Origin of the sequence: Zooshikella sp. RANM57, from assembly GCF_050749885.1 — a bacterium.
Classification (GTDB): domain Bacteria; phylum Pseudomonadota; class Gammaproteobacteria; order Pseudomonadales; family Zooshikellaceae; genus Zooshikella.
In genome coordinates this window covers 448297-471800 of the sequence record NZ_JBOIUB010000004.1, presented here as the reverse complement: position 1 = coordinate 471800, position 23504 = coordinate 448297, and the positions used below count along the sequence as shown (strand labels likewise).

Sequence of the window (23504 nt, the reverse complement as noted above, 5' to 3'; positions counted from 1 at the left end):
TAGTTACTCAATAAATACTGTACCGCTGATTGTAGTGTAATGCAGTACTTAACCCAAGTACTGGCATTAGCTGCCTAAACCTTTGATAATGATTCTCTGGTAACGTGCCATGATGAAAAGCAAAATGAATCATAAGATTGCACTCGCGCCAAGGTAACACTACAAGATAATTTAGGAGATTTCACAGTGTTCCGAAAATCTCTGGAACAATTGTCGCATAGCGACTTTAAGGAACTACTGAGTGGTAGAAAGTGTTTGTTGTATGGCGCAAATGGCTACACAGGGACCTTAGTAGCTCGTAAAGCACATGCGCTTGGATTATCCCCCATCCTTGCAGGGCGACAAGAGCAGTTTATTGTACCCTTAGCGACTGAACTTGGCTGCTCTTATCGTATTTTTAATATTTTAAAAGCCGACGAGGCCAGTGAACAGCTTAACGATGTTGATGTTCTAATCAACTGTGCAGGACCATTCCCCCAAGACACGAGTGCAATTATCCAAAGCTGCCTCGCAAATGCTGTACACTATTTAGATATCAATGGCGACTTAACGACTCTCGTCAATGTGCAACGCTTCCATACCAAAGCACAGGAGACTGGTGTTGTCTTATGTCCTGGCGTAGGCTTTGATGTCATCCCCACTGACTGTATTGCAGCAACCTTGAAGCATGCCTTACCTGATGCCATTTCCTTATCCTTAGGTTTTGAAGTACATGGCAAACTAAGCCCAGGCTCTGTTAAAACGCTTTACAATGTTGTCGCGAATGGCTGTCTGATAAGACAAAATGGCCTGCTTACGCCAGTACCCTTTGGCTATCATATGCGTCGTTTTGATGATAAACAAAGCGAAAAGATGGTAACGGCTATTCCATGGGGAGATTTAGCTTCAGCGTATTTCAGTACTCAAATCCCCAACATTGAGTGTCTTTACCCTATCGATCCTGAGCATCTTCCTTGGCTGAAACGTTTACGCTGGTTTAGAAGTCTACTTAAGTTACCTTGGCTTAAAAAACTTGCTTACCTGCTTATATCTTCACGTTTTCAAACACCAACCCCTGTAGAACGTCAGCAAAGTGTCACTTATTTCTGGGGGGAAGTTAAGAACTCAGCCGGGCTGGTTAAGCGAGCGTCTTTGAAAGCCGCTGATGGCTACGATTTAACGGTTGCAGGGGTATTACTTGCCCTGCAGTTTCTACTAAATTATGCCGGTGATGGAGGATATTTCACCCCCTCACAACTTATGGGGCGAAACTGTGTAGAAAGCCTTCCCAACACATCCAATATTCGTATTACTACTCAATTACCCTCTTGAAAAGTCTCACACTAAACCCCATACCAGCAAACAGGACATACTGAATGAAGTGTACAAATAACCACACACGAATCACGTAGATAGGCAATGGGCAAAATGCTAAGATTGCAGCATAAACTATAATGTACTGCTTAATGTTTATTTTTCAGACAATATAGGTTTTTTAAGCAACGGTATTGAACTTAGCCTTTAGCGTTTTAACTAATACCCACAACCAGGGGGTATTAGTAACAACATAAGTTTGCATAAAAACTGACTCCCTAAATGAATGTTTTACGGGTAACATCATGTGACCTCCTATACGGCAATATACCCAAAGCAAAGGTATACACGTATCTGAGTAAAGAGGAATATTAAAATACCTCTCTATAATAACTTTCTTAAAGGGAAGACCTTATTGCCTAAACTACAGTTAACGTATTTTTGTAACTGTAGTTTAGGCAATCCGTAATTGATTAGCACCTAATGATGAGATAATTGGAGTAGCATATGGCTATCGAACTACCTGCTTTACCTTATGAGCGCAATGCACTTGAACCTCATATCTCTGAGGAAACCCTCAACTACCATTATGGCAAACACCATAAGACTTACGTTGATAAATTAAATGGTTTACTGCCAGGCACAGCACTAGAAGGTAAAGATCTGGAATACATTGTTAAACATGCTGAAGGTGGTATGTTCAACAATGCAGCACAAATTTGGAACCACACATTCTACTGGCACTGTCTAAGCCCTAATGGTGGTGGTGAGCCAACAGGTGAACTTGCTGATGCAATCAATAAAGCATTTGGTTCATTTGAAGAATTTAAAGCACAGTGGAATGATCGTGCAGCTAATAACTTTGGTTCTGCCTGGACATGGCTAGTAAAAAATGAAGATGGTAGTGTAGAAATTGTGAACACCAGCAATGCCGCTACCCCTTTGACGACTCACCAAAAACCTCTGTTAACTGTTGATTTGTGGGAACATGCCTACTACATCGACTATCGTAACTCTCGCCCCGACTACCTGAAAGCATTTTGGGCTTTGGTAAATTGGGAGTTTGCTGCGAAGAATTTTGCAGAATAATGCGCGATATAAAAGTACAGGTTAAACCTTAACCTGATACTTACCCTCAAAAGCCAGTTACACTCTCGCAACAAGTAGCTGGCTTCAAAAAACAACAGTGTATGTCAATCTTACTTACCCTGTTGATCAGCAATACTCATAGCTCCCACTAATAGGTAGTTGACGCCCAGCCCCAAAGGATCGACGCTGTACACGAATGATAGGTGGAGCCTGGCGACGTTTAAACTCTGCTCGGTCAACTAGCTTTTTGACCTCCGCAATCTCTTCAGAAGACACCTGCTGTAAGATAGTACTAGCCTGTTGACGCTCATGATCTGAAATTAAATCGCCTTCAATATATTGTTGTAAAATGGCATCTAATACTGGATAGTCAGGTAACGAGTCACTGTCTTTTTGATCTTCAGCCAACTCAGCGGATGGGGCTTTATTAATAATTTCCTGAGGAATAACAGCTTCAGGGTGCAGCTCGTTATAATAGTTTGCTAACGCATAAACTTGTGTTTTATACAAATCCCCCAAAGCATTTAATCCACCACACATGTCGCCATATAAAGTGGCATAACCAACGCTAAGTTCACTTTTATTACCCGTTGATAACACTAAATAACCTGTCTGATTACTGTACTCCATCAAAACTCGACCACGAATTCTGGCCTGGATATTTTCAGCGGTAATTCCTTTTGCTGGTTCACTAAAAACACTCGAAAAAGATTGCAAAGATAAGGCAAACTCATCATCAATAGAATATGTATAAAGCTTAATGCCTAAGTTATCACAAAGCGCTTCCGAGTCTTGTAGACTGCCTTCTGAAGAAAAGCGCGATGGCATGGTGATAGCGATAACCTTATCGGCTCCAACAGCTAGCTTCGCAAGCGCTAATGTCAAAGCGCTATCAATACCACCAGAAGAACCAATGACAATGCCCGGAAAACCACACTTAGCCACATAATCCCTGATTCCCATAATGAGCTGCTGATAATAAAGTGCCGTATTATCCATGGTGAGCAAAGAGATACTGGGTAATTTTTTTTGATCAGAATCAGGCAAGGCTATTGTCATAACATGCTCTTCAAATGCCGGCAGTTGCAGCACCCCTTGCCCTTTTTCATCACACACAAAACTGGCACCGTCATAAACAATATCATCATTAGCCCCTGTTTGATTCACATAAACCAAAGGTGCCTGACAGTGTTTTGCAATATGCGTAAAACGTAAAACCCGTTCTTGTTGTTTTCCCGTATTTGAAGGCGAACTATTAATTGAAACCACTAGATCGGGCTTTTCCCGTGCAAGATCCTGCACGGGGTTATTCTCATAATAAAAAGGCGCTTGATCATTCCATCCATCTTCACAAATTAAAAAACCTAACCGCCGTCCACGAAACAGGCAAACACCCGGTATTTTTCCAGGTTCAAAATGACGAGCTTCAGAAAAAATATTATAAGTAGGTAATAGTTTCTTGTGATAAATAAAACGGCAATTGCCTTTTTCAATTAACATCAATGCATTATGATAAGGTTTCCCCGTAAATGTGTTGCGATCCACAAACCCTATGATAATGCCTGAGGAATATTGTTCAGACAGTTTTTTAATCTTTTCGATATACTTTTCCTGATTTGCAATAAACGCAGGTTGATCTAGCAAATCTAAGGGGTAATACCCTGTAATACAAAGCTCTGAAAAAATAATTAAATCTGTTTTATTTCCCAGTTTTTTTATAACTTCAATTATTTTTTTACAGTTTCCGGCCAAGTCCCCAATACGATAATTAAGCTGAGCTAAAGTTACTTTCATCATCACTCTCCTTTAGGCTGCAACCGCAAATACCTGTTTTAAATAAGTCACAAATGCTTCGTCATGACACATGACTTTTCCTGGGCTATCCGATAGTTTTGCAACAGGTTGACCATTACACTCCACTAATTTTAATACCATATTTATCGCAGGCACGCCTAAGTCATGACTTAGATGAGTACCAACACCAAAACTGGTTTGTGTCCGTCCTTTAAAATGCTCATAAATATTAAGTGCTTGAGTGATGTCTAACCCATCACTAAAAACCAGTTGTTTGGTTTTAGGGTCTATATCAAGCGCTTTATAATGTGCTAAAGCCTGCTCTCCCCATCGTATGGGGTCTCCAGAGTCATGCCGTAAACCATCAAACACTTTTGCCAGATAACGGTCAAAGTCACGTAAAAAGGCCTGCATGCTAATTGTGTCTGTTAAAGCAATACCGAGTTCACCTCGATACTCTTTCACCCATGCTTCAAGTGCTGCTTTTTGACTATCCACAAGCCTGACATCTAATCCTTGATGAGCCTGAATCCATTCATGTGCCATCGTACCTATAGGCACAATATCCATTTCTCTGGCAAGATAAACATTACTTGTGCCAATAAAAAGGTCTGGCAATTCGTGCTTTAACACGTCAACAACTTCATAATGCCAATTCCGGCTAAATCGCCGACGCGTTCCGAAGTCAACTAACTTAAAACCAAACCGACCAGCTTCAGGTTCCGCTTGCTTAATTCGCTTTATTTTTTGATAAAGTCTCTGTCTACCTTCATCAATAGATACTGTTGAGTAATACTTACGACTATATAATTCACTGATAATGGCCAACAGATAAATCTCAAAATGCGTTACTTGAACCCAAGGACCCGCAACAGTGACCGCAAGCTGACCATCTTCAATACCCACATTTATATAGTGAGCCTGTAGCTTAAAGGTTGCTAAAAAATCAACAAAATCAGGTTTCAAATACGGCAACTGTTTTAAAAAACGTATCTCATCCTGTTTAAACGTTAAGCCTGCTAACGCCATCACTTGTTCACGTAATTCAGGGAGTAACCCTTTTAAGTCAATAGGACTACGGCATTTAAACTTAGCAACAACATCAGTATTAGGGTATTGATGCAACATAGCCTGTTGCATGGTGAATTTATATAAATCAGTATCTAATAATGAGGTAATAATTTGTTCTCTCATGTTACCTCTCCTCTACAACTCGACCTTCAAATCACTACAACAGGTAATAAATATCACGCCAGCGTTTTCCATTTCAGCTTTAGCACCAGCAACGGAGTCAACCGTAAACCCTCTTGTTGCCGCTAAATTAACAATAACTTTGAAACCAGCAGATCTAAGTTGTAAAGCTGTCGTTTTAACACAATAATCCAATGCCAGTCCTCCCAACACAATCCATTGAATTTGGCGAAAATGTAAGAACTCGATAACACCCGTACTGAGTTTATTTGATAAATCGTGAAAACATGCTCCATAAGGATGCATATCCAACTCAACCCCTTTCCAAACAAAAAAATCATATGCCGCAGGCTCTGGTAACCCAGATAGCAGCGTAAACCCCTTTGTTCCAGGTACAGCATGTACAGGCCAGCGGATATCAACATGCTTGCCTTCAACTGGCTGTAATGGAGGGTGATGCTCATCGGCTACCCAAATAGCATGGGGACTATGCGCATCTTTGGAGCCAAGGCGCCAACCCGCCAATTGTGCCTGAGCATTAAGCTCTTTCACAATAGTATGTCCATCAGGCACGGGTAACTCATTTGGACATAGTGGGGTAAATGTTTGCTGGGCATCTACATCAAAACTAGCGACAAACTGCTTTTTACCGAGGAACATGACACCCTCCTTAATGAACTAAATTCACTTACATAGTGAACCTAATTCATTTACATGTCAAGCTTATCGCTCAACTTTCGACTTTGTTTAAAGTGCTTACATAGCGTAAACTGGCCTCCGGCTGATGAGTCTTGTGTTAAACCATGTTTATTTAGTCAAAACGCAGTGACAACCGAAGAAACTAAGTTTTAATGTAAGTATCATCCGAATATTTAATTAAAAATATTTGCAGATCAACAGCATAAGCTATATATACATGACACATGGCTTAACACGATTAATATCCGTTGTACGGTGCTGATAACAGGCGGAGGCGAAGTTAGATGCCCATTGATCACACTATGATCAGTGAAGAAGAATACTTGCAACAGTACAATATAAACCACTACACAACACCACTCTGTAGTGTCGATGTGGTGATATTTCGACTTCACAATCAACATTTACAGGTGCTTACGTGTGCACGTAAACAGCACCCTCATATAGGGCAGCTTGGTCTACCGGGTGGTTTTATTGATATTGATCAAGACAGAGACTTGGATGCCACGGCTCATAGAAAACTTCATGAAAAAACAGGCATGAAGGCCCCTTACCTAGAACAGGTTGGAACCGTTGGTAACCCTCAACGAGACCCTCGCGGTTGGTCTGTCACTGTTATCTACTATGCCCTGTTACCAGGTACTGACATTCAACAGCAAACAGAAGATGTACGTTGGTGTAATATACTTGGAGACAGTGTCACAGAGCAGTTAGCATTTGACCACAACCTCCTTATTTCCCAAGCGCTAGAAAGACTCCGTAACAAAATTCAATATACTTCTTTGCCTGTCTACTTATTGCCCGAAGAGTTTACACTTGCTGATATACGTGACGTCTTTGCCGCTATTCTGAAAAAAGCCCCTCCTATGCGCTCTATTCGTAATCGCTTTTTACACGAAGACTTACTCGAAGATACAGGGAAAAAACGCTATGGAAGTAACCGTCCAGCAGCACTTTACCGCTTGAAAAAAACGGCAAAAGCCCACTTTTATAATCGGCTTTATCACACAACTCAGCAAGAATAAGTAGTTATCCTAATATAGATACACTATTTTCTTGACAAAATGTCTATTACAGCGTGTTTTTTAGACATGTGGTCATCGCCGTCAATGTATCCGCTAGTTATGTTATTAACTTCATAGCTTTTAAGTCTCAGACTCAGTCATAATAATAAGGCTAATAATCCTAAATTGATGTTTAAGGAATAAGCAGGCTAGCGGTATTAAAACCTAAATACTAAAAAATGTGAGGAAGGCTATGCACACAAACACTACAACTTGCTGGCATAAACAGTTGTTACTTTTCTTCACTGTGTTTTTATTTGCAAATACTGGGATAGCGGACGTTCCACCAGAACAGCAAACGGAAATCAACCATCTTGTTGATTTTGTCCGAAACTCTGCTTGCCTCATGGAACGAAATGGCGCCAAACATAGTTCAACTGAGGCTGCATCCCATATTTTAAAGCGTTATGATTATTTTCGTGATGAAATTAATAACACCGAAGATTTCATTTTAATGACCGCCTCACGCAGTACTATTACAGGTAAAGATTACCAGGTACTTTGTCCCAACCATGCGCCATTACGAGCTCAAGACTGGCTACTTGCAGAGTTAGATAAGTTTAGAGCATTACAAAGCAAAACGACTTCCGTCTCTCTTAATTGATCTGCGATATCTAATGATAATGTGATTGCTCAGTTTAATTACCTAGTGAGAAGCAGTGTTGCTAATAAATGAACGCCGCAAAAATAGAACTATGGTAATATGTTAAGCATTTATAAAATAGGAAAAGTGAGCAATCACATTATCATCATCAGCTTTCTACAGAGTTCTAAATTTCTCTCTTTTCAACCCTTCCCCACTTCAACGGTTATTCACACCTACCTGCTAGTGTCTAATACTCTTTATTTTTTGCTAAGCTTACAAAAGCGCTTAATCACCTAACTCAATAAACAGGAGCATTATGATGAAAGTGATGGTCGATCTTTGCATTATTCCCTTAGGTGTTGGCGTTTCGTTATCTCCTTATATAGCAGCCTGTAAGCCTATTCTTGATCAAGCGGGACTAAACTGGGAGCTACATGCATATGGCACAATTATCGAAGGCGATTGGGATGTAGTGTTCAAAGCAATTAAAGCTTGCCACGAAGCCATTCATGCCATGGGAGCACCACGCATCACAACAACATTAAAAGTTGGTACCCGAACTGACCGAGAACAATCCATGACAGATAAGGTATCAAGTGTACAAAATAAATGGTAACCCTTCTCTTCAAACATTAACTGCGACTTTAGGTTTACAGATTTGTTTTTCTAAACTCACTGCCAAGAAAATAACGAGGGCTGCACAACCAATATATCCCCAGTCCTGCCATGTCAAAGGAGCACTGTGGAAAATTATCTGCATTGGGGTCCAATAGGTGTAAAGTACTTGCAGTCCAGTCATAAACATGGCGCCCAACAGCAACCAAGGATTACCAAGCAATGTTGTAAAAATGGGCGAAACATACAGCTTACGACAATTAAATAAATACAACATCTCACCAAATACAAACACATTAACAGCCATCGTATGTGCTTTAGCCACATTACCTGAATCAACTAACGCTTGGTGAAAGAGCCAAAATGCACTTAATACCAGTAACACTGAAACAATAATAATGCGTAAAATAAGTTGTTTCCCTAAAATAGGTGCATTCGGCAACCTTGGCGGTCTGATCATAATGCCCTGCTCTTTAGGTTCAAAAGCCAACATTAACCCCAGACATATCGCTGTTGTCATATTAATCCATAAAATCTGTACGGGTAGTATAGGCAATGTGGTACCCAGTAGCACTGCCATCAAAATAACGAGCCCTTCCCCTACATTGGTGGGTAATGTCCAGGTAATAAATTTAATCAGATTATCATAAATACCTCGTCCTTCTTGTACTGCAGAGACAATAGAAGAAAAGTTATCATCAGTCAGTACCATGTCTGCAGCTTCTTTAGCAACCTCAGTGCCTTCTCGCCCCATGGCTACTCCAATATCGGCCTGCTTTAGTGCAGGAGCATCGTTCACCCCATCCCCCGTCATCGCTACCACTTCACCCTGCGCTTGTAATGCTTCAACGAGACGTAATTTTTGTTCTGGAGCAATACGCGCAAACACTGACACTTGTTGTACTTTTGCTATCAGCTGCTGTTCATTCAGTTGTTGTATTTCAGCCCCCATCATTACATTATGGGGTGATTCCGAAGTTAATAAGCCAATTTGCTTGGCGATAGCCAATGCCGTCACACCATGATCTCCTGTAATCATTTTTACTGAAATTCCAGCGGTGTGACACTGTTGAATCGATTCAATCACTTCTTTTCTGGGCGGATCAATCATGCCTTGCAAGCCAAGAAAAACTAACTGCTCAGCAACATGATCATGGCCTATAGCCCCTAACGCAACCTCATGTTCAGTGCGCGCAAAAGCCAAGACACGCATTCCCTGTGCGGCTAATTGTTGCATTTGTTGTTCTATTAACTCAGTCTTTAATGCCTGCTCATTACCACTTTCATCAAGCATGGACTGACAGCGGGACAAAATACTTTCAACAGAACCCTTTAAATAGACTAAATGTGTATCCTCACTTTCATGATGATGGACAGTCGCCATATACTGGTACTCAGACTCAAAAGGTATTGCATCACAACGAGGATGATCAGAGTGTAAAACTTCATGATCTAACCCTCCTTTATTTGCAGATACGATAAGTGCCGCTTCTGTCGGGTCTCCCTCAATACACCAACTGCTTTCTTTCTGAAAAAGCCGGGCTTCATTACATAAAACCCCCGCTTTTAAGCACTGAGACAGCGCTTGATTTTTAGTTAAATCTGCGGTTTCCCCCTGATAATGAACCTTGCCATGAGGAGTATATCCCGCTCCCGTTACTTCATACTCTATTCCTGCCGCTATAATTCTGGCAACAGTCATTTGGTTCTGGGTTAATGTCCCGGTTTTATCAGAGCAGATAACAGTGGTACTACCTAATGTTTCTACGGCAGGCAATTTTCGAATAATGGCATTGCGCTGAGCCATACGTGCAACACCAATACCCAATGTAATGGTCATCGCGGCAGGCAATCCCTCTGGTATAGCTCCAACGGCTAAGGCAACAGCCGCCATAAACATATCCAGCCAAGACTCACCATGCATAATACCAAATAAAAATGTCATGCCAGCCAGAAATAAAATCACCCAAAGCAATGCTTGGCTAAACTTCTCCATTTTTTTTAATAATGGAGTTTGTAGCTTGGTTGTCCTGGCTAATAATGCATTTATTTTCCCTATTTCCGTCGCATCACCCGTAGTTACGACAACACCCTTACCAACGCCATAAGTCACAAGTGATGTTGAAAAAGCCATGTTATGTTGGTCAACCAACATCGACTCTATAGGTAAAAGTGTTGTATTTTTTGCAACAGGTACTGACTCACCCGTTAGCGAAGATTCATCGATATATAAATCCCTGCTGTGTAATAACCTTAAATCCGCTGGAACCTTATCACCTGACTGCAGTAAAACAAGATCTCCAGGAACAAGTTGCTGAACAGCAATCTGTCGTTTTTGTTTATCCCTGATAACCGTTGCCTCATAATTCATCGCATTAGCAAGTGCTGCAATAGCTTTAATGGCCTTACGTTCTTGCATAAAGCCAATAACCGCATTGACCAAAACCACACCAAAAATAACCGAGGCATCTACCCACTCTTTAAGTAACAGTGTGATAAGGGTTGCTGCTAATAAAATATAAATAAGAGGCTGATTAAACTGACTAAAAAACAATCGTAAGTTGCTTTTTTGTTGCTTCACTGAAAGCTGATTCAAACCAAAACATTTTTGGCGTTCATACACCTGGTCACTGGTTAAACCACGTATTTCATCCGTTTCTAACGCATCAATACTCTCTTTATCCGTCAGGTGATGCCAGTGCTTCTTTTCCAAACTAAGCATAATTCGTCCTTCCCAACATCAGTGAGCTTTGATAATAAGATACACTATATGAATATTACTGTCTTCAAGAAAGGAGAGTATGAAAGTTTGAACGAATAAAGGCGATACAGAATAACTGAAAGCGGACAACCAGCTGTAAAGAAAAACAAATAACCTATTAATTAACTAAACAATTACCCCTTATAATCATAAAGTCATTTTGCAGTGAATGTAACATTATGCCGGCTATAAATTGCTTTAATCTGTCCCGAGCTGATGAGAGACTGTATTGTTGAATTTAATGCGTCTTTTTGATTGGCGTAAGGTGACTTCTTAGATAACGCAAAATAAACAGGTTCTTTTCTGACATGGACATAGTCAGCATACACATATTGACTGCCCATAGCACCGCCAAGTTCTTGTTCCTGCATTTTACGGTCAGACTCAATCACAGCCAAGACATTAACCTCACCACTTGATAATGCCCGTGCCATTGCAGAATAATGCCCATACAACTTTTTATTTAAAGAATCATCATTATTAAATTCCTCAAAGTAGAATGAACCTCGTTTCGCGCCTACAACCAAGCTATATAAGTTGTTATAGCTTGATATTTTTGCTTTAAGCGCAGCCTCAGTTAAAAAAAGCGTATTAGCAAGTCGATACCCTACAGGCCCTAAAAAATGCAAGAATTTTTCTCTTTCTTCATTGAGAGATACTCTAGGTATAATATCAACTGATCCCAGTTTGATATCTTTAATACTGCGTTGAAAGGGACTCTTACGCCAGGAGATTCTGTAACCTCCTTCTTTTGCCACTAAGTTCAGAACATCAACTAAAGGGCCTCCAGGCTTACCATTAACCAAAAACATCAGGGGAGGACGCTCACGAAAATCTGCACGTAATACTTTAATCTTCGCTGCATGAGTAAGCTCACTGAACATCAGCAGCGCTGATAAAACAACTATTATTTTTTTCATCATTCTTTATCCTACTCATAACTTGTTCAGTATTCGCTGTTCCTTTTGCGCCCCCCCTTTTTAGGGCCCGTTAATAGGCCCTGACTAAGGTTAATTATACCACCTTTACTAAGTTTTCACATGACAGGAAGTCACATCAAAGAATAAGATAATAATGATGATTCACTCATTAATGATATACCCTTCATGAATCATTTTTAGGGTTTGTTATGGGTATAATATGCTTAATATTAATTTTTTTATTTACAGGCGTCGCAACCGCACATGCAAATAAATCTTGGCGGTTTATCAACTGAAGAGAACAATATGACTTCTCGTTATTAAATTCATAATAGACTTTTTGCAATTCCTTATCAGGGTCAATGCAAAAACTATTGATGGGTAACGCCATACCTAGTCCTGATAACTTCATCACCGCTTCTTTGCCTACCCAAATACGATAAAACTGCTGGATCAGATCTGAACAATCTACATCATTAGAAAAAATGTTATACTCGTCAGGGTGAAAATAATCTCGTGCTATTTCCTGCCAGTGTTTTCTTGAATTAATGTATTCAATATCAATTCCCACTGGGACATCACAAGAAAGCAAATATATATATTTATTTTCAGCGTGAGATACATTAAAAAACAAAGACGCTTCTTTAAGCATGGGTTTACCATGGGTTCCTAGCGTAATATCAACCGAACATGGAGAACAAGATAAGTAGTGCCCCAACAAAATTCTAAGCACCGCTCTACTTACGATCACACGATCATATGATTGAACATATTTTATCGATGAAACATGTTTTTTTTCAGAAGGCGTCAGATAGTGTATAAGCTCATCATGTGTAGGTAAAACATGTCGATCCAATTCAATTAAGAAAGCAGACCCGCCCTTAAGTTGCGAAGGAATAGAGTTCAACAGCAAATGACTAATAGTATTACTCACTCCATGCCTTCCAGTTCAATATTGAGTGCTTCTCCAGAAATCTGGATCTCCCATAGCGAACATAATAACGACAATGTAATAAAGGCTAAGCTCAACCCAAATAGAGCTTCACCAATACCTGAATATTCAAGCAAAATAGCTATCATAGAAAAGGTACATAACAAGAAGCTAAAGACACCAAACCATTGCATGCTACGAATCAAATTAACCCTTTTTCGTAAGTTCGTTATTTGTCGTTTTGTATTACATGCTTTGCCCTGGTCAATACGTTTACGTAACTCCCTGATAAGTTGGGCAATCACTAAAAAACGGTTCGTATAGGCTAATAGTAACAATGATATTGCAGGAAATAATAAGCCAGGTGTGGTAATGGTAATCTGCATAAAAAAATACTTCAGCTAAACAAGTTTTATCAAAATTATACAACGAACTTACGGCATTGAGCTGTTAGAAATCAATGAGTAGAGGTTATATAGCCTCTATACTCTCTCCCACTGTGCCTTTTGCGATAAGTCAGATATAGCAGACAAAGCAACTGATAACCGTTCTATCAGTCTATATCTCAAACTGCTCAGAGTTTGCTTATACAACACACTACAGTAAAATAAGATATATAGTTATAACAAAATAGAATAACCTTTGGTGTTCACACTATGCTGACAACTTTTGGGGATTTTGGCGACAACACCACATATATACTGACAACAAAGGTGACGAGCCCTACGGCTAAGGATTGCACTCATACGATATGCCACCACAGTAAAGGTTATAAAACCAAGGGTATTTTTCTCAGACTAACATTGGAGTCATTATGACAATAGAAGCACGACACTGGGTAAATACTGCAATTCAAAAAATTGAGGCCGACTTTAAGCGCTCTGCAGATACTCATCTGATTAAACTGGACATTCCAAGTGTTCCAAATATTGATCTCTACTTTAAAGATGAATCAACACACCCTTCTGGAAGCCTGAAACATCGCCTTGCCCGCTCACTCTTCCTTTATGGCCTTTGTAACGGCTGGATTAAGGAAGGCACACCGATCATTGAAGCCTCTTCAGGCAGTACGGCCATTTCAGAAGCTTACTTTGCTCGGCTATTAGGTCTTCCATTTATTGCTGTAATCCCTAAAACCACAGCCCCCCAAAAAATCGCACAGATTGAATTTTATGGTGGACAATGTCATTTAGTTTCACCGGACCAAATTTATGCTGAGTCAGAACGTCTCGCACAAGAGTTAAATGGCCACTATATGGATCAATTTACCTTTGCTGAACGGGTCACAGACTGGCGCGGCAATAACAATATTGCTGATTCTATTTTCAGACAAATGAGCGCGGAACGTTATCCTGTCCCCAACTGGATTGTCGTCAGTGCGGGTACCGGTGGAACATCAGCCACTATTGGTCGATATATTCGCTATCATCCTCAACGACACCATAATACCCAGTTAGCCGTAGTAGACCCTGAGCACTCTGTCTTTATTGACTACTTCAATAGTGGCGATGCAAACTTAACAAGCCACCAATGTTCCCGCATTGAAGGCATTGGCCGCCCCCGTGTTGAGCCTTCCTTTATTGCAACGGTCATTGACCGTATGCAACGCATCCCTGATGCCGCATCATTTGCCAGCATTCACTTTCTTGAAAAGATATTGGGACGGAAGCTAGGTGGCTCCACAGGTACGAACTTTTATGGAACCTTGCAAATAATCAGTGAGATGCAGCAACGTGGAGAACACGGAAGTATTGTCACCTTAATTTGTGACTCAGGTGACCGCTATTTAAACACGTATTACAACGATCAATGGCTGAAAGATCAACAATTTACCTTAGCCCCTTATACACAAGCATTAGAATCATTTTGGAATACCGGTTACCTACCTAATATCCAACAATAGCATTCCTAATCACCAGCATATGAAGAGCAGAAAAGATGATAGTCTACTGACTATCATCTACATATGAACTTAACGGCTTACAAGGCACAATAAAATCTACATGATAGTGCTCATCATGCCTGACCCATGAGCGTCGCTTGGAAAACGTTAAATTTTTGCGTAAATAAGCGCCATCTGCTGTTTGCCAAAGATAAGGTTGTAGTTTGGGGTCAAAAATTACCCGCCAGATCTTAATACCATGCTGTGCTGCAGCCTGGTGCAATGCTTTTAAATGTGCTGCTACAGCAGGAAAATCAATATAGAAATCTTCTGTTCGACCCGCATTATCAAACTCAATGTCATAACCAAACTTATTAAAAATATGGGTTGGTAAAATACCGGGCTGTCCGGACTTATCTTTCACAGGCACCATAAAGTCAACAGATAAGCCATTTTGGTGAGTTTTATGCGGTCTAAAACGTCCACCCTCTTTAAAACCTGTTTCAGCATATTTGAACTGTGTTTTTGGCAATGTTAGGGAAAGCGTTTTATACGCATCCAAAATCACGTCACGCACAGTGGAATGTACATAGGTTCGCCCTAAAGCAATAGCTGTATCACTATAGGCTACGTAGTTTTTACCTTCACCAGGTAAGGATACACCATTTAATAGACGCCCCTTTGCTGTTGTGCCATAACACGTGCTATCAACTTGCGTGCTCGCTAAAACCACACTACAACAGCCACCGACAACAAAACCAAACAGCGTTTTTACTAACATGACTTATTACTACTCAGCTCATAATACACCACATACAATCTAACATATTCAACGCTTGAATACTTTTAGTTCCATATTCTAATGCTAAAACAGCTGAACTTCTTTCAAGTAAATTAGAGACTTCATACCCTTAAATCTTTAAACATAAAAAAACGATAGCTTTCGCTATCGTTTTTTTGACAACTCGGCAGCTGTATGGCTGCTTATACACTACGCCTTATGGAATGCTCCACGTTCCACTCCCTGCATTTCTATTATTTTTGGTTGCAGTCCACCGCCCATGCCCCGTACATGTTGGTGCACCCACAATGGTTCCAGTAATGTTAATGGAGTAACCATCCTGTTGGATCGTTACATTCACATCAAACTCAGGGGGAGGACCAGGCTTAGTTGTCACTAAATTCCCACTACCTTTACGACCACTCACAGGGTCTCTAGGTTGAGATTGACCGTTAACTGTCCAGTCAATACTAACAAACTTATTATTGGTTAAAGAAAACGTTGTGTTGACATCCATTGATATGCCTGTTGTCACATCAGCTCCAACCCCTTTCATGGTCCCCGTCATAGCACCACAGTTTGCTAAAACCGCAGGAGGAGTCACGGGTGCAGGTGTTCCACTACTATTCCAACATCCTGAAAAAAATGATGATAGTGCAACAACCCCTATACCTAAATATGCCTTCATATGCAGCTTCCTTTCATTTTTTTTACACGCTTAGTGTCTTATTTAATGTAATATTGAGACAGTCTCTAAATCATTTGCTCAAACTCTAAGAGTAGCCTACAAAACTATTTTGTATTCATCACTTGACTGTTAACATGATTATTTGGTGACAAATACTAAATACACCTTTATTAAAACTTTCACCAAAGAGATAAACACTAATTTCCAAGGAGGAATAACAATGAACAACTCAGACAATTTAATTACTGTTGCAGAAAATATATGGATTTGTAATGGGGAAGACGTTAATTTTTATGGATTTTCTTATTCTACACGTATGACTATTATTAGACTAGCCAATAATGAGCTATGGATTCACTCACCGATTCGCTTAAATGAGTCATTACAACAAGCACTAAAGGAACTAGGCGAAGTACGTTACTTAATTGCACCCAATAAGCTACACCATTTATTTTTATCTGACTGGGTAGTTTCATACCCCAAAGCATTAACATTTGGCACACATGAAGTTTGCCAAAAAAGAGATGATATTTCCTTCACTGCGGAACTAACGGATACTCCAGAAACATATTGGCAGCAAGAAATTGACCAAACCATCTTTCATGGCAGTCCAGCAATGGAAGAAACCGTCTTTTACCATAAACCATCTAAAACATTAATAGTGACAGATCTTATTGAAAACTTTGACCCTGATCATTTTAACCGTTGGCAGAGAGCCATTGCTCGATTTACAGGGGTTCTTGCCCCCCATGGCAAAATGCCCGCTGATTGGAGACTGAGCTTTTCCTTTGGCAGCAAACAACAAGCCCTACAATCTCTTGATTTAATATTAAGCTGGGATATTAAGACGATCATTCTTGCTCATGGAGAATGTATTTTTCAGGATGCTCGTTCCTTTCTAATAGAATCATTTAAATGGTTAGAAGCACATCATTGATATGTAAAATAGGGCAATAAGCGTACCGTTTGAAGACCGTAAATCAGATCTAAATAACGCAATATTAAATCAGTTCCCTCGCATAAACTAAGAATAAACAGCAGTATGAATACTTTGAGCAGTGCGCCTGGGGCTGATATCTTCAGGTGTCTTTATATAGCCAACACGGGCAACAAAAACTATACGCTCATTATGACACTGCAGTAATCTTTGCAGAGCTTCTCGAGGTTCATCATGTTGCAACAGTACACTCAATGGATGAAATGCCACGCCAGCGTGATGAGCCTGTAACCACACCTCCATCAATCGGGCTCCTGTCATCACCAAATTTCGCTTACTTAAACGTTCAGTGTTCATTTTAATAACCAACAACTGAGCTGATTTCTCAACCAGCTTACTCAGCTCTTTAGCCATATAGTGTGGTACATTAACCAAACGCAGAGCCTGCATTACTAAAGGGGATAACATATATTCGTAAAATTTTATTTTTCGCTTTGGCATGGGGCCAAATAAGCTTTGCAAATAAAAGCCATCTTCGGTACCTGCCTGTTGATCAAAACGTATATATCGATAGGTCTCTTTCCAGGCTCGATAACTCGAAAAATCCAGTGCAGCATACTTTGCTATAAGCTTTGTAGTATTACGAATAAACCCACTATTTTGTTCAAGTTGAACTAAAGCTTCTCCCCCCGTGATAGCCTGTGGCCAGCGGCGAGATAATAAGTTCTCTATCATTTCATGATCAAATGACTTCTCTTCAAATAAACCCCGAAACGTACGTCGTGTACTGACCATATCCAGTAAATGATTAAGCTTAGATTCGACAGTGCTCACTTGATTATTTCTTATCTGGTCACGATTTTCAGCCGTAATAACCATTGCGACCAGTAATTCACTTTCATGTTCAGAAGCCACCTGTAACCATGATAGATTTAACTCAGCATCACATAACCAGTGAAAGCGGCAATGTGCTTTTTGCTGACTAACCGCCAACCAAAACAACCCTAAAAAAAGACCGCAACTTATGTACATTTCAAACTGTAAACTAGGTAAAGCACTCAATTGACGTTTTTTATCCAATGCTAAGCAACATAATAATTCATTTGACTTTAGCGGCTGGTTAAACAGTGCATCATATTGCTTACCTGCATCTTTTAAAGTAATAACCTTCCATGGCTGACAATTATGAGATGAAGGTGCCCATCGAGCAATTTCAATCGCTTTACTTACGACATCCAACAAATTTTTGTTCATGATGGCTCCTCAACAGGAAAATAAATACTAACAAACGTGTAAATTAGAAAACAAAAAAACGATATTCATAGCTATAGGTAAATTCATCACGAACTATTTTTATATACAATTGCCCTGAGCATACCCCTTAAGAATTGGCTCTATAACCAAGCCCCAACTGAACGCCTGATACTTCCTCAACAACTTCAGCCATGGAAGTAAAACGAGAAACAAGTCCAGCAAAAACATCAGTACTCATATCATTATTAAAATCAGTGTGATTGGTCACTTTAATAATTTCTACATAATGATACGAAGCATCAGGTGCTTGAGAGACTCGATGCACATCAAACTGTAAAACACTGGGTAAATCGGGGCATGTCGCATAGTCTGTTGTTTCTACCCAGTGCTCGAAATCAGCTGCTTTATTTATATCTAACAGTCGTATTTTATGTATAATCGTATCCATAGATCTTCTCCTTTGTAATTAAAATTTAATTGTTATTACATGCAGAAACTAATAAATGGTAATTAATACCTCCTGTACCAAAGGAGCTTACCGCAGCATATCGCCTATTATTATTTTCTGGCCATTTTTTATTGCATGATACTATTTCTGCAGGTATTTTGATTAATGGTAACTGAGGATCTATCTTACGTCTTAATAATGTCGCTGGTATTATCTTATGATGTAACGCTAACACCGTCTTCATTAAACCAGCTCCACCAGCCGCAGCAAATGTATGTCCATTACTCGCTTTAACAGAACCTACCATCAATGGTGCAGTTCTTGAAACATAAGTTTCTACTTTATTACCATATACATTTTTAATTGCTGTCAATTCAGCCATATCGCCTAAACGTGTTCCAGTACCATGAGCCTCTACATACTGCACATCACTCGGTTTATATTTTACTTGAGCAAATGCTCGCTGGATAGCAAGGGTTTGCCCTTCTGCATTAGGAGCAGTCATTGACCCCGCATCAGCAGATCCACCAATAGCATCTATTGTTGCATAAATTTTATCACCAGCACGCTGCGCATCTGATAGCCGTTTTAATACAAAAAATGCTGCGCCATCTCCAGGTGAAAATCCATCAGCTTGATCAGCAAAAGGAGATATTTTGTCTTTAGAAAGCATCATTTGCGCAGAACAAAGTACCAAATCTCGCAGGTTTACAGGTAATTCAATGCCTCCAGCCAACACAAAGTCATAGCGCCGTAGCTGGAGTGCAAGTACTGCATTCTGTAAAGCGGCAAACGTTGACGCACAAGCAGCCTCAATTGCATAGGGTGCCGCAGGTAAGTGCATACATTGTGCTATTAAACTTGCCGTACCACTTGCCAAAGAACCATCCAACATTAAATGATTTGTAAATTCTACTTCATTAGGAGTATTTTGATGGGCTATAAATTCAGGATAAATCTGCTGAATAATTCCGTTTAATTTATGTCGACATAAATTCACAACACGTTCACGCTCTTTCGAGAGAGACAAGTTACTCGCAACGAGTATCGCAGCATTAACATCCTGTTGGTGTTTGTCACTAAAACCATAATCCTGTAATGCTTCATCAGCAATCGCCAACGCAACCTTTTGCACTTTATCCATTAATTCTAGGCGCTTTGGAAATAACTTAAATCGCGCTAAATTAAAATCTCGTTTCCTCAATGCCGCTCCAATTTCAGCATAACTTGATAAATAGTGTGACTGTCCCTCTTGATAAAACTGTTTTCTTGGTAATAAATCATTAGGAATCTGTTGTAAGTGATCAGTTGAAGCCAATAAATCCTGCCAAAAATCATTTACAGAATCACTTTGACCAAATGCACCACCTAAACCGACAATAGCAATAGGTTCACGATCCAATGTTATATTCTTTTCTTTAAGAACAGCGTTATGTCTCTTGCTAGCCTGCTGGTTTATAACACTTGATGTCTTTCTGGATTCTATTGGATTACTTAATATTATATTCCAGTTCAGTCCATTTAATGCTGATCCCATAATACTTGCGATATATCGGTTATTTTCATTATACCAAGGTTGGGCATGTGGAATATTATCAGTAACAGGTGACTGATGAGATAAAGTCGTGACGCTTTTATTTTTATCTAATACTGATGTTGGAAAGTTTTTATGGTGTATAGCCAAACTTGTGGCAAGTACCCCCGTCATGACAGCATTTGCAAAAGTATGCCCATATATTGCAACTGAACTATTGATATATAACGGCTTGTCTTTCACTGTTGCTGAATAAATGCTGTCGATCGCTCTTAATGTGGCTGTAGCGTCTGACTCACCACCTGCAAAAATACAGTCAAAATACTCAATATCCTCTGTTTGGATACTTGCATAATGGCAAGCTTTTTCTAAGGCACTCACTTTAGCTTTACTATCTGGGTTATATTTCAAGCCATTAGCAGCAGTGCTTGTAGCAAAGCCCGAAATAACTGCATATATATGATCACCATTATCTTGAGCATCAGCTAACCGCTTTAATACAATACCTGCGGCACCTTCACCCAATAAAACGCCATTATTTTGTGATGAAAATGGGTTGCTTGTTCCTGTTCCTGCAAATCCTTTTTTACTCAACAACAGTGGCATCAACAAACTTTCAATGCATTGGCCTGTGATCACCATTACAGCATCACTTAATCCTGCTTGTAATGATAAAGCAGCAGACTCCAACGCAAAATATCCACTTACATCAGCACTTTCAATCGCCTGTACGCGTCCACGCAAACCAAAATAACTCGCCACACGCGCAGGAATACTACTCGCCATTTCTCCGACACGATCATGCGAAGTACAACCAAAATATTCCTGAAGCAAGTTTTTCAATAACTGAAGTTTATGTTTGTCTTTTAGTAATACATCATCCAGTGATGCGACACCCTCTATTTTTAATGCATTTAAATATGTACTATCAAATCCAAAACATGCTCCACATATCACATCAATTTTATTCGTTGATGTCGCTATGTTTGCCAATGCTGCACTCTCAAAGCACTGTTTAGCAACATCTAAATACATACCTGTAATTGAGGCAATCGCTTTCCTATAAATAGGTGGAATTCGGAATCGCTTTAAATCAAATTCAACTGTTTCAAAAAACGATCCCTGCCAATTAGAAAAAAGTGACTTTAGATTATCATTATAATGAGGAAAGCGCGATGGTGATAATGCACTAAAACGACTTTCTGCTTGAACTAACTGATGCCAAAATTTTTCTACATCACTACCTTGAGGATATAAACAACCTACTCCTACAATGGCAAGTGGTTGTTGGCTATCAACGACTTTCATACTTTATTCCAATTAAGTCAGAAGCTATTCTTCTCTGTAGATATACCCTTTACAAATCAGCTCTGAGGTTTAAGTAACCTTTTCAACAGTTTCAACTTTAACATTGCTAGTCTTAGCAGACTTTCCTTGATGTATTTCAGAGAGTTCTTTTAACGCTATATAATCTATCTTACCATTAGCATTTTTGGGTAACTCAGGTAATCGTCTAATAAACTTTGGAATCATATAACGCGGAATTTTTTGTGTACAATATTGTTTAACTGTAATAGAAGTAATCTTATTGTCCTGCTCAGCTAAACTATAATAGGCGACAATATGTTGAGATGACTCCGTTAACTCTGTAATAACAGCGACTTCTTTTATAGCTTGCATTGAGCTAATGGCAGCTTCGATTTCACCGAGTTCAACCCGATTACCATTTAACTTTATCATGCGATCTTTTCGCCCTAAATAGGTTAATAGACCACGTTCATAACTAACCAAGTCACCAGTAGCATGGTAACCTTTTGCATGATGCTCTGAGTTTACACTATCATAATGCCGCCAATAGCCCGGAGTAACACAAGGCCCTTTAACCAGTAACTCGCCGATACAGCCTTCTTTTGAAATCGACTGTCCATGTTCATCAATAACATCTATGGTTAAACCAGGTAAAGGTCGACCAATATATACTGGCTTATTACCTTGTAATACACTTTTCTCTACCTGATAGTAAAGACAAACATTCGTTTCTGTGGGTCCATACAAGTTAAATAATTCACACTTATCAGGCAAATAGTTTTCCAGATCACGTAGGTGCTTGATAGGAAAAACCTCTCCAGCAAAGAGTACATAACGTATTGAAGACATAACCTCATGTCGATCAAACTGCGTATTATTTAATAAAATTAATACTGAAGGCACACTGTACCAAACTGAGATATGATATGTTTTAATGCCTTGAATAAGGGCATGGACATTGCGCTGTTCATCATCTCTTATAACCCAAACAGCTGCACCCACCGCAGCCGCTGCAAATAAATCAAATGTACTTAAATCAAAATGATAACCTGCATGATTAGCAAAAGTATCTTGACATGAAAGGTCAAAAGTATTTATTGCCCAGTAAATAAAGTGATGTAAATTACCATGACTAATTTTTACGCCTTTCGGCACTCCCGTAGATCCTGAGGTGAATAAAATTGCTGCAAGATCGTGTTTATCACATGCTATAGGTTCAGGTAATGGAATACCCATATAAGGTAGTCTTGATAGAGGAATTACCCGTGCAGAAAAATCAGGCTTTATTTCAAAACCCAAATCAGCATCTATTAAAATAATAAGTTTAATACTCGATGGATATTCAAAATCTAAAGCTTCAAAGCGTGCGCAATCTGTCACCAGAACCATTGGTTCTGATTTATCAAGAATTTTACAGGCTCTATCTAATGGTTGTGAGCCATCCATAGGCACATAAACAGCACCTATCTCCATTGCAGCATAAATAGCTAAAGGATATTCACCACATTTAGGCAACCAGATAGCAACGCGTTCTCCTTTTTCAACCCCATAAGTTTTAAAACATCCTGCCAAGGTCTGAACACGACTATAAAATTTTTGATACGTAATTTCATCAATACCAACAAAAGCGTTATTGTCAGCATAATAGTGAGCAGACAAGCGTAAATAATCTATTACTGGACAAAAAGTATTAGTCTCCATCGTAGCCTCCAGCATATACCCTTTTGTA

21 protein-coding genes are annotated in these 23504 nt (G+C 39.6%); 7 read left to right on the top strand and 14 right to left on the bottom strand.

Annotated features, from left to right (window positions below):
- The first annotated feature begins 186 nt into the window (after positions 1-186).
- Positions 187-1311 carry a saccharopine dehydrogenase family protein gene (locus tag ACQ96U_RS11685; protein WP_431721428.1) on the top strand — a complete coding sequence of 375 codons (1125 nt, stop codon included), beginning with the start codon at positions 187-189 and terminating at the stop codon, positions 1309-1311.
- Positions 1312-1474: 163 nt separating this feature from the next.
- Here ACQ96U_RS11685 and ACQ96U_RS11680 read toward each other — a convergent pair whose 3' ends face one another.
- Positions 1475-1600, bottom strand: a complete 126-nt coding sequence (locus ACQ96U_RS11680; RefSeq protein WP_431721427.1) for a hypothetical protein — start codon at positions 1598-1600, stop codon at positions 1475-1477.
- A gap of 200 nt (positions 1601-1800) precedes the next feature.
- Between ACQ96U_RS11680 and sodB the strand changes: the two genes are divergently transcribed.
- Complete coding sequence (gene sodB, locus ACQ96U_RS11675) at positions 1801-2382, top strand: superoxide dismutase [Fe] (protein WP_431721426.1); 582 nt, start codon at positions 1801-1803, stop codon at positions 2380-2382.
- Positions 2383-2508: 126 nt separating this feature from the next.
- On the opposite strand, the gene ACQ96U_RS11670 is transcribed toward sodB, so the two are convergent.
- From ACQ96U_RS11670 to ACQ96U_RS11660, 3 genes are read right to left on the bottom strand one after another with little or no spacing between them, the layout of a single operon-like run.
- Positions 2509-4179, bottom strand: a complete 1671-nt coding sequence (locus ACQ96U_RS11670) for an NAD+ synthase (RefSeq protein ID WP_431721425.1) — start codon at positions 4177-4179, stop codon at positions 2509-2511.
- Positions 4180-4188: 9 nt separating this feature from the next.
- Entirely contained in the window at positions 4189-5370 is a 1182-nt protein-coding gene (gene pncB, locus ACQ96U_RS11665) for a nicotinate phosphoribosyltransferase (RefSeq protein WP_431721424.1), read from the bottom strand.
- 12 nt (positions 5371-5382) lie between these two features.
- Entirely contained in the window at positions 5383-6027 is a 645-nt protein-coding gene (locus ACQ96U_RS11660; RefSeq protein ID WP_431721423.1) for an isochorismatase family protein, read from the bottom strand.
- Between the two features lie 323 nt (positions 6028-6350).
- Here ACQ96U_RS11660 and ACQ96U_RS11655 point away from each other — a divergent pair, with 323 nt between their 5' ends.
- From ACQ96U_RS11655 to ACQ96U_RS11645, 3 genes are all read left to right on the top strand, one after another.
- Positions 6351-7091 carry an NUDIX hydrolase gene (locus ACQ96U_RS11655; RefSeq protein ID WP_431721422.1) on the top strand — a complete coding sequence of 247 codons (741 nt, stop codon included), beginning with the start codon at positions 6351-6353 and terminating at the stop codon, positions 7089-7091.
- A 232-nt stretch (positions 7092-7323) separates the two neighbouring features.
- A complete protein-coding gene (locus ACQ96U_RS11650; protein WP_431721421.1) occupies positions 7324-7734 on the top strand; it encodes a DUF5329 family protein in 411 nt (136 codons plus the stop codon).
- Positions 7735-8032: 298 nt separating this feature from the next.
- A complete protein-coding gene (locus ACQ96U_RS11645) occupies positions 8033-8332 on the top strand; it encodes an MTH1187 family thiamine-binding protein (RefSeq protein WP_431721420.1) in 300 nt (99 codons plus the stop codon).
- A gap of 9 nt (positions 8333-8341) precedes the next feature.
- Here the strand turns inward: ACQ96U_RS11645 and ACQ96U_RS11640 are convergent, their stop codons facing one another.
- The 4 genes from ACQ96U_RS11640 to ACQ96U_RS11625 all read right to left on the bottom strand — a co-directional run bounded on the left by ACQ96U_RS11640 (position 8342) and on the right by ACQ96U_RS11625 (position 13329).
- A complete protein-coding gene (locus ACQ96U_RS11640; RefSeq protein WP_431721419.1) occupies positions 8342-11053 on the bottom strand; it encodes a cation-transporting P-type ATPase in 2712 nt (903 codons plus the stop codon).
- A 194-nt stretch (positions 11054-11247) separates the two neighbouring features.
- Entirely contained in the window at positions 11248-12015 is a 768-nt protein-coding gene (locus ACQ96U_RS11635) for a substrate-binding periplasmic protein (RefSeq protein WP_431721418.1), read from the bottom strand.
- A gap of 181 nt (positions 12016-12196) precedes the next feature.
- Positions 12197-12946 carry a 4'-phosphopantetheinyl transferase family protein gene (locus ACQ96U_RS11630; protein WP_431721417.1) on the bottom strand — a complete coding sequence of 250 codons (750 nt, stop codon included), beginning with the start codon at positions 12944-12946 and terminating at the stop codon, positions 12197-12199.
- Positions 12943-13329: a DUF2721 domain-containing protein gene (locus ACQ96U_RS11625; protein WP_431721416.1), complete on the bottom strand. Its 387-nt coding sequence runs from the start codon at positions 13327-13329 to the stop codon at positions 12943-12945. Before ACQ96U_RS11625 ends, ACQ96U_RS11630 begins: the two co-directional genes overlap by 4 nt.
- 428 nt (positions 13330-13757) lie before the next feature.
- On the opposite strand from ACQ96U_RS11625, the gene ACQ96U_RS11620 reads away from it, so the two are divergent.
- The gene (locus ACQ96U_RS11620; protein ID WP_431721415.1) at positions 13758-14846 is read left to right on the top strand and encodes a PLP-dependent cysteine synthase family protein; all 1089 of its coding nucleotides are present in this window, start codon (positions 13758-13760) and stop codon (positions 14844-14846) included.
- Between the two features lie 43 nt (positions 14847-14889).
- Here ACQ96U_RS11620 and ACQ96U_RS11615 read toward each other — a convergent pair whose 3' ends face one another.
- A complete protein-coding gene (locus ACQ96U_RS11615; RefSeq protein WP_431721414.1) occupies positions 14890-15606 on the bottom strand; it encodes a penicillin-insensitive murein endopeptidase in 717 nt (238 codons plus the stop codon).
- Positions 15607-15823: 217 nt separating this feature from the next.
- A complete protein-coding gene (locus ACQ96U_RS11610; RefSeq protein WP_431721413.1) occupies positions 15824-16294 on the bottom strand; it encodes a hypothetical protein in 471 nt (156 codons plus the stop codon).
- 220 nt (positions 16295-16514) lie between these two features.
- Here ACQ96U_RS11610 and ACQ96U_RS11605 point away from each other — a divergent pair, with 220 nt between their 5' ends.
- Complete coding sequence (locus ACQ96U_RS11605; protein WP_431721412.1) at positions 16515-17231, top strand: DUF4336 domain-containing protein; 717 nt, start codon at positions 16515-16517, stop codon at positions 17229-17231.
- Between the two features lie 87 nt (positions 17232-17318).
- Here ACQ96U_RS11605 and ACQ96U_RS11600 read toward each other — a convergent pair whose 3' ends face one another.
- The 4 genes from ACQ96U_RS11600 to ACQ96U_RS11585 all read right to left on the bottom strand — a co-directional run bounded on the left by ACQ96U_RS11600 (position 17319) and on the right by ACQ96U_RS11585 (position 23476).
- A complete protein-coding gene (locus ACQ96U_RS11600; protein WP_431721411.1) occupies positions 17319-18485 on the bottom strand; it encodes a nitroreductase family protein in 1167 nt (388 codons plus the stop codon).
- A gap of 127 nt (positions 18486-18612) precedes the next feature.
- Positions 18613-18933 (bottom strand): RedY protein, encoded by a 321-nt coding sequence (locus ACQ96U_RS11595; RefSeq protein WP_431721410.1) that lies wholly within the window; start codon positions 18931-18933, stop codon positions 18613-18615.
- Positions 18934-18958: 25 nt separating this feature from the next.
- A complete protein-coding gene (locus tag ACQ96U_RS11590) occupies positions 18959-21775 on the bottom strand; it encodes a polyketide synthase (protein WP_431721409.1) in 2817 nt (938 codons plus the stop codon).
- A gap of 69 nt (positions 21776-21844) precedes the next feature.
- Entirely contained in the window at positions 21845-23476 is a 1632-nt protein-coding gene (locus ACQ96U_RS11585) for an AMP-binding protein (RefSeq protein ID WP_431721408.1), read from the bottom strand.
- Positions 23477-23504: the final 28 nt, after the last annotated feature.

What these genes read in the sequence shown, in the direction of transcription:
- ACQ96U_RS11625 (WP_431721416.1), bottom strand. Translation starts at nt 13,329, where the DNA reads ATGCAGATTACCATTACCACACCTGGCTTATTATTTCCTGCAATATCA.
- ACQ96U_RS11620 (WP_431721415.1), top strand. Translation starts at nt 13,758, where the DNA reads ATGACAATAGAAGCACGACACTGGGTAAATACTGCAATTCAAAAAATT.
- ACQ96U_RS11605 (WP_431721412.1), top strand. Translation starts at nt 16,515, where the DNA reads ATGAACAACTCAGACAATTTAATTACTGTTGCAGAAAATATATGGATT.
- ACQ96U_RS11650 (WP_431721421.1), top strand. Translation starts at nt 7,324, where the DNA reads ATGCACACAAACACTACAACTTGCTGGCATAAACAGTTGTTACTTTTC.
- ACQ96U_RS11655 (WP_431721422.1), top strand. Translation starts at nt 6,351, where the DNA reads ATGCCCATTGATCACACTATGATCAGTGAAGAAGAATACTTGCAACAG.
- ACQ96U_RS11640 (WP_431721419.1), bottom strand. Translation starts at nt 11,053, where the DNA reads ATGCTTAGTTTGGAAAAGAAGCACTGGCATCACCTGACGGATAAAGAG.
- ACQ96U_RS11590 (WP_431721409.1), bottom strand. Translation starts at nt 21,775, where the DNA reads ATGAAAGTCGTTGATAGCCAACAACCACTTGCCATTGTAGGAGTAGGT.
- ACQ96U_RS11660 (WP_431721423.1), bottom strand. Translation starts at nt 6,027, where the DNA reads ATGTTCCTCGGTAAAAAGCAGTTTGTCGCTAGTTTTGATGTAGATGCC.
- ACQ96U_RS11680 (WP_431721427.1), bottom strand. Translation starts at nt 1,600, where the DNA reads ATGATGTTACCCGTAAAACATTCATTTAGGGAGTCAGTTTTTATGCAA.
- ACQ96U_RS11615 (WP_431721414.1), bottom strand. Translation starts at nt 15,606, where the DNA reads ATGTTAGTAAAAACGCTGTTTGGTTTTGTTGTCGGTGGCTGTTGTAGT.
- pncB (WP_431721424.1), bottom strand. Translation starts at nt 5,370, where the DNA reads ATGAGAGAACAAATTATTACCTCATTATTAGATACTGATTTATATAAA.
- sodB (WP_431721426.1), top strand. Translation starts at nt 1,801, where the DNA reads ATGGCTATCGAACTACCTGCTTTACCTTATGAGCGCAATGCACTTGAA.
- ACQ96U_RS11595 (WP_431721410.1), bottom strand. Translation starts at nt 18,933, where the DNA reads ATGGATACGATTATACATAAAATACGACTGTTAGATATAAATAAAGCA.
- ACQ96U_RS11670 (WP_431721425.1), bottom strand. Translation starts at nt 4,179, where the DNA reads ATGATGAAAGTAACTTTAGCTCAGCTTAATTATCGTATTGGGGACTTG.
- ACQ96U_RS11600 (WP_431721411.1), bottom strand. Translation starts at nt 18,485, where the DNA reads ATGAACAAAAATTTGTTGGATGTCGTAAGTAAAGCGATTGAAATTGCT.
- ACQ96U_RS11635 (WP_431721418.1), bottom strand. Translation starts at nt 12,015, where the DNA reads ATGATGAAAAAAATAATAGTTGTTTTATCAGCGCTGCTGATGTTCAGT.
- ACQ96U_RS11645 (WP_431721420.1), top strand. Translation starts at nt 8,033, where the DNA reads ATGATGAAAGTGATGGTCGATCTTTGCATTATTCCCTTAGGTGTTGGC.
- ACQ96U_RS11610 (WP_431721413.1), bottom strand. Translation starts at nt 16,294, where the DNA reads ATGAAGGCATATTTAGGTATAGGGGTTGTTGCACTATCATCATTTTTT.
- ACQ96U_RS11585 (WP_431721408.1), bottom strand. Translation starts at nt 23,476, where the DNA reads ATGGAGACTAATACTTTTTGTCCAGTAATAGATTATTTACGCTTGTCT.